7 protein-coding genes are annotated in these 6,108 nt (G+C 33.6%); 1 reads left to right on the plus strand and 6 read right to left on the minus strand.

The genetic code is table 11. The features are described 5' to 3' along the window. Window positions 1-728: 728 nt before the first annotated feature. The 3 genes from F6K22_RS28085 to F6K22_RS28095 all read right to left on the minus strand — a co-directional run bounded on the left by F6K22_RS28085 (window position 729) and on the right by F6K22_RS28095 (window position 1,884). A complete protein-coding gene (locus F6K22_RS28085; protein WP_293105693.1) occupies window positions 729-1,169 on the minus strand; it encodes a hypothetical protein in 441 nt (146 codons plus the stop codon). 246 nt (window positions 1,170-1,415) lie between these two features. Next, window positions 1,416-1,577, minus strand: coding sequence for a hypothetical protein (locus F6K22_RS28090; protein ID WP_293105694.1), 162 nt, complete (start codon window positions 1,575-1,577; stop codon window positions 1,416-1,418). Window positions 1,578-1,635: 58 nt separating this feature from the next. Further along, a complete protein-coding gene (locus tag F6K22_RS28095) occupies window positions 1,636-1,884 on the minus strand; it encodes a hypothetical protein (protein ID WP_293105695.1) in 249 nt (82 codons plus the stop codon). A 791-nt stretch (window positions 1,885-2,675) separates the two neighbouring features. Here F6K22_RS28095 and F6K22_RS28100 point away from each other — a divergent pair. Beyond that, window positions 2,676-3,128, plus strand: coding sequence for a universal stress protein (locus tag F6K22_RS28100; protein WP_293105696.1), 453 nt, complete (start codon window positions 2,676-2,678; stop codon window positions 3,126-3,128). Window positions 3,129-3,321: 193 nt separating this feature from the next. Here the strand turns inward: F6K22_RS28100 and F6K22_RS28105 are convergent, their stop codons facing one another. The 3 genes from F6K22_RS28105 to F6K22_RS28115 all read right to left on the minus strand — a co-directional run bounded on the left by F6K22_RS28105 (window position 3,322) and on the right by F6K22_RS28115 (window position 5,793). Continuing rightward, the gene (locus F6K22_RS28105; protein ID WP_293105697.1) at window positions 3,322-4,269 is read right to left on the minus strand and encodes an endonuclease/exonuclease/phosphatase family protein; all 948 of its coding nucleotides are present in this window, start codon (window positions 4,267-4,269) and stop codon (window positions 3,322-3,324) included. A 13-nt stretch (window positions 4,270-4,282) separates the two neighbouring features. Then, on the minus strand, window positions 4,283-4,549 hold the full coding sequence (locus tag F6K22_RS28110) for a hypothetical protein (protein WP_293105698.1): 267 nt from the start codon (window positions 4,547-4,549) through the stop codon (window positions 4,283-4,285). Window positions 4,550-4,743: 194 nt separating this feature from the next. Continuing rightward, the gene (locus F6K22_RS28115; RefSeq protein ID WP_293105699.1) at window positions 4,744-5,793 is read right to left on the minus strand and encodes an endonuclease/exonuclease/phosphatase family protein; all 1,050 of its coding nucleotides are present in this window, start codon (window positions 5,791-5,793) and stop codon (window positions 4,744-4,746) included. Between the last annotated feature and the right edge of the window lie 315 nt (window positions 5,794-6,108).

Raw genomic sequence — 6,108 nt, forward strand, 5'->3', positions numbered from 1 at the left:
CCGCACACCCCTGAGATTGCTTCCGCTTCGTCGCTGCGGACGACTGTTCAACTGGATTTTATATGAGTTCTTTCAACAAAATTCTGGACTTTATTTAATTCTCATTCCAAGGTCGCTAGAGTGCTTAATATTCAGTATTTTTAGTGGGTTACGGCAGACAGTTAAGAGTTTGGTTCACGATTCATAAGTATTGCCGCTTAACCCACCCTACTAGCGTGTCCAGGCTAAAATTGTGGGTAAAACCTAACCCCCCGACCCCCTTCCCTGCTAGACTTAGGATAATTTCTCCCCTATCCTTGTAGCAGAGGGGTTGGGGGAGAGGTCTTCATTAGGCTGAAACTTACCCACATTTTCAAACTAGACACGCTACTACTGTATAATTAGAGTTTTTTCTGATGAAATTATTAAAATAATTGGGTCTAAAACCCCGCCTTTTAAGGGGAAATGTTTTTGAAGGGTTGCTCAAAATCCTCATTACAAAAATAACTTCTGACTTCTGACTTCTGACTTCTGACTTCGTTAATCTGATCGACAAAATTCTCCAGCCACAGAACTTAAATTATCTCAAATCTGAGCCTGGGAAAATACCCGTACTTTCAATATTTTTCTACTCAAAAAATTTAATTAAATTGAATTGTGATACACACAATTAAAGGATATAAATACTCGAAAACTCTCTAAATTTATTTTTTATTTTCACTAAAATTGTCAATCAATACTGCCTAATTTTATTTTCCTTGATAGATAATTTGTTCTTCCTGAACAACTAGACCATTGATTGCCATACTCATAGAACCATCACTTACCATAAAAGTTTTATTACCATCAATCGCCAAATATCCTTGGTTAAATTCTACAGGTAACTGTAAAACTTGATTCGGATTAGATTTTCTGCCAGCAACTAACATTAATTTTCCGTTTGGTAGACGACAAATATTGGCAAAATAGTTCTTTGATTCAAAATAATTTACCTCAGACCAATTGGCTCCACGTTGGGAACAAATACGCTGATTATTGCGGGGCGATTCAGCTAATAATATTGTGTTTTGCTCTGCCTCTAGATTGTTACTAGATGCTAGAACTTTAGATGAAAATGTAGATAAAAGAAATGCCATCATCGCAAATAGTGCTAATTTTAAGAAGTGTTGATTAGTCTTGACAAAATTCACAGTTTAGTCCTCTGGTAAATGAATAAATTAGTTCGTTCCATGATACACGATAGGAGCCAAAAAATAAATATTTTATTAAATCTATATAATTGGATAAAAGGCTTATCTGGCAAAGGCTTTCTACTAATGTCTGCCAAAATCTGTCATCAGACAGATTAATTTATCTTATGGTTGTACTCATAGTAGAATATACCTAAAAAGTATCTGTTTTTTTAAACTTTATTTAAAGAAAAATTAATCGTTCTACTACCTCTGTTGACATATTTTTTCAGAAAATTGACTACATACATATATCACTTGTTCTTCACTGATAGTCTTAGCATTTTTTACAATACTAAAAGTAGCACCTGTTACAATATATGTAATATCTCCATCTTCGGCAACATATCCGGTTCCTTCTTCCCCCATTGCAGTTATCTTAATAATATTTTTATGATTAGCTTTATGACCACCAATATAAGTTAATTTACCATTCGGTTGTTGGCAAATATTGGCAAAAAAAATTAGCTGTTTCTATATAAAAAGATTCAACTAAAGACGGATTTTGTTGTGAACATATCCGCCAATCAGCTCGCCCTAATTCTGCTAATAATATAGAATTATTATCTGTTGCTCCAGGGGTAATAGAGGCTAAAATATTGAGGGAAGAAATTAATAATAAAAATTGGGCAACAGCACATATTATAAATTTACTGAAATGTTGATTGATTTGCATAAAAGTTATAATTTTGGGATTAATATCTAATATGAAATAAAGTAAAATTACCAATATAGCAGTTCTATCAAGGCAGTAGTAGTCAATGAAATCTCAACCCACCGAAGCAGTTCATGCTAAGTAGGAATATCTCCGCCTGCTTGTTGTATCCTGCGGAGGAGTTACCCTAACATAGGAATTGAACTTTTCATGTCGCGTTTCATGTCGCAAAGCGTTTCATGTCGGCGACAGCCGAAAAGCGAAACGCTAACAGATCAGAAAGGATGTTATTTCAGTTATCAGTTATCAGTTATCAGTTATCAGCACTACCTCCAGTAATAGGGAGGTTTGAAATGGGAAATTTTCTTCTCTTGGTCGATTAGAGATGGCGTTAGCGAGAGCTACCGTAGCAAGAGGCAGCTCCTCTGCAAGAGGCAGCTCCTCTGCTTTCTTCGGGAGACCTCGCCATCCAAGGACCGCTTTTTATCCCCTTGAAAGGGGAGGCTATTGACCTTATTTCTTCGCTCAATTATGATCGAGTTGCTTACAAAGCAGATCTATACCTTTTCTCTCCTGCATGAGGTAGATAAGTTTTTTATTTTAGGGAAGACTTGCCCAGGATAAGAGTTTTTTTGATCGCTAACTAGACAAACATGATATAAGTAGATCGGGAATTATGCACCCCAACCAAAAAACCGGGTTTATGACCATAATTCAATGCTTGATATTGTCAATTTTCGTTCATAAACTCGGTTTGTGTCTAAGTCCGGATTAGATCTCAAACTATTTCTAATTACCAACCTTAATTACTAATGAAAAATATAGTTGTTGCGATTGACTTTTCTCAAATAACTCCTGAAATTATGACTCAAGCTGAAACCTTAGCCCAGGCTTTTCAAAGCAAACTATGGTTAATCCATATTGCCGAACCTGAACCAGATTTTGTTGGCTTTAAAACTGGACCTCAGCCTAAGCGAGATCATTGGGCAGAAGAGTTTCGTAAAGAACATAAGCAAATTCAAGATTTAGCAGAAGAATTACGCCAAAAAGGTCTTGATACAGTTGCTCTGTTAACTCAGGGTTCGACAGTAGAGACCATATTAGCAGAGGCCAAAAAATTAGCTGCTGATTTAATTATAGTGGGGTCTCATGGGCGCAGTGGTATTGAGAAGTTTTTTATGGGTAGTGTCAGTGAGGGTATTTTAAAAGATGCTCTTTGCCCAGTTTTAGTGATTCCTGCTAGTTCGCGATCGCCAGAAAATTGAATCATTAAAAAGTTATATTAAATCCAGTAGTATCGTTATAAATAAAGTATAGAAACCGGGTTTGTACTAGATACTCTACTATACTAACATTTGTTTTTCATAAACCCGGTTTCTTATAACACTTCCATTGCCAGCGGATTTAATATTAAATTGTGATTTTACCTCATCATACTAAGTGTTTAATTTCAGAAATTTAACTAGGTTCAGCTTTTTTAGAAATAGCCACATCTGTAATTACTGGTAAATGATCCGAACCTACATCTTTACCAATACGACTATTTAAAACTTGAATTTCAGGACTTACTAAACAATGGTCAATAGGAATATAAAGTAGTGGCAAATTCGTAGGCCAAGACGGTTGAATACCAAATCCGCGTCGCCCATTTCTTAATCCTGTTTTCTGCACAAATTTCTGATAATAAGGCGACCATATACTGGTATTAAAATCCCCAACTACTATTACCGGAGATTGAAGTTTTGATACATAATCTGCTAATACTTTTAATTCTTGATTTCTTACTTTAAAACTGATTCTTGTAATAGGAACTGCTAGATGAGTTACGATTAAGGAAATAGGTTTTTCAGAAACTTTTAATTCGGTAACTAAAGATGTTCTTTTATAACGCTTGGATATAATTTTTATATCTTGGTTTTCTAGGGGAATTTTACTGTAAATTGATTTGCCAAATATGCGGTTATCTTGAAAGTGGAAAACATAGGGATAATTCTGACGTAAAACCTTTAATTCTTCTGCCCATTTTTCACTAACTTCTTGGAAAACTGCAAGATCAGGATTTTCTTTTTTAACCAAAGCGATCGCTCGATTATATTGCTGATTATTGGTAAACACATTTAACTGTAAAATTCTAATTTTATTTACCTCGTCTCCAGCAATTATTTGTGATGATGGTAAATACCAAGGAATTATCACTAATAAGTTGAGCAAAATGCAACCTAAATTCACTAAAATCCAGAATTTTTTGCGAATTATTATCCAGAAAAATAAGGTGCAGAAACTAATTATCAAATATTGCAATTTGAAATGAGAAGTTAGTTCAAATATTTGGTGAAATTGTCCTAGATAACTTATGAGGGAAAATAGAGCAGTGAAAATTGTGATGAGGATAAAAACAAGACGCATGATTTTTCTAAAATTAATTCGCTTTAATTCCCTTGTGAATAGGATGATGGAGAATTGACCATTTTAGCTGTATTTTTAAAGGTAGAGAAATTGGCAATTTATCAATTTCATCTATTAACTTTTCTGCTGAGTCTAACTGGAGTCGTTTTTGATAATATTGTAGAAGTAAACCATCAATAAATACTTCACTCAAATAGTAAGCAGCTAATCCCAAAAATATTACTATTAAGACAGTTACATAGTTGCCAAAAAATAAATTTAGCTTGAGAAAAGCCGTCAAAATACCACTTTATCCTGCTTTCCCTGTAGCATTTTTAATCATCCAGAGATATGACCCTGGTATTGCTAAAGTAATAATTTTCTTGATTACTTCATCCATGAATTTTAATCTTGTTTCAAATTTCAACTGCTGTTAACTGATAACAGGAATGACATTTTTTGGTAATTTATGAGCATAAATTTACCTATAAATATTTAACTAGATTCAGCTTTTTGAGAAATAGCCACATCTGTAATTAATGGTAAATGATCGGAACCTACATTTTTACCAATACGACTATTTAAAACTTGAAATTCAGAACTTAGTAAACAATGGTCAATAGGCATATAAAATAGTGGCAAAAATGTTGGCCAAGACGGTTGAATACCAAACCCATGTCGCCCATTTCTTAATCCTGTTTTCTCAACAAACTGTTGATAATAAGGCGACCATAAACTGGTATTAAAATCCCCAACTACTATTACCGGAGATTGAAGTTTTGAGACATAATCTGCTAAGACTGCAAATTCTTGATTTCGCTCCTGAAAACTAACTTTTGTAATAGGAATTGCCAGATGAGTTACGATTAAGAAAATAGCTTTTCCAGGAACTTTTAACTGAGTAACTAGAGCTGTTCTTTTATAAGACTTAGATATAATTTTTATATTTTGGTTTTCTAGGGGAATTTTACTGTAAATTGATTTGCCAAATATGCCTTTGCCAAATATGCGGTTATCTTGGTTATAAAAAACATAAGGATAACTCTGGCGTAAAATCTTTAATTCTTCCGCCCATTTTTCACTAACTTCTTGGAAAACTGCTATATCAGGATTTTCTTTTTTAACTAAAGCGATCGCTCTATCATATTGCTTATTTCTGTTAAACAAATTTAACTGTAAAATTCTAATTTTATTTACCTCGTCTCCAACAATTATTTGTGATGATGGTAAATACCAAGGAACTATCACCAATAAGTTGAGCAAAATGCAGCCTAAACTCAGCAAAGCCCAGAGTTTTTTGCGAGTTATTATCCAGAAAAATAAGGTGCAGCAAGCAATTATCAAATATTGCAATTTGAAATGAGAAGTTAGTTCAAATATTTGGTGAAATTGTCCTAGATAACTTACTAGGGAAAATATAGCAGTGAAAATTGTGATGAGGATAAAAACAGGGCGCATGATTTTTCTAAAATTAATTCCTTTGTGAATAGGACGATGGATAATTGACCATTTTAGCTGTATTTTCACAGGCAGAGAAATTGGCAATTTTTCAATTTCATCTATTAATTTTTCTATAGTAACCAGCTAATTCCAAAAATATTACTGTTAAGACAGTTACATAAATTTCTTCCAGATATTTACCCTTGACTTTACACAAACTATACTATAGCAATACGTGCTTATGTTGTAATATTTTATCGGTAGTCCTGCATTTTCATTAATGGATAATGGATAATTGATAATTGATAATTACAAGAAGGTTAAAACCGAGAGGATTGAATATAAGGAATATTGTCTTTGTTTTCCCCTATCCAAGGGGAGGCTTCAAGGCGCGAATTATTTAATTATTAATTATTAATT

This window comes from Okeania sp. SIO2F4, assembly GCF_010672385.1.
Classification (GTDB): Bacteria; Cyanobacteriota; Cyanobacteriia; order Cyanobacteriales; family Microcoleaceae; genus Trichodesmium.

What these genes read in the sequence shown, in the direction of transcription:
- F6K22_RS28090 (WP_293105694.1), bottom strand. Translation starts at nt 1,577, where the DNA reads ATGGGGGAAGAAGGAACCGGATATGTTGCCGAAGATGGAGATATTACA.
- F6K22_RS28095 (WP_293105695.1), bottom strand. Translation starts at nt 1,884, where the DNA reads ATGCAAATCAATCAACATTTCAGTAAATTTATAATATGTGCTGTTGCC.
- F6K22_RS28100 (WP_293105696.1), top strand. Translation starts at nt 2,676, where the DNA reads ATGAAAAATATAGTTGTTGCGATTGACTTTTCTCAAATAACTCCTGAA.
- F6K22_RS28105 (WP_293105697.1), bottom strand. Translation starts at nt 4,269, where the DNA reads ATGCGTCTTGTTTTTATCCTCATCACAATTTTCACTGCTCTATTTTCC.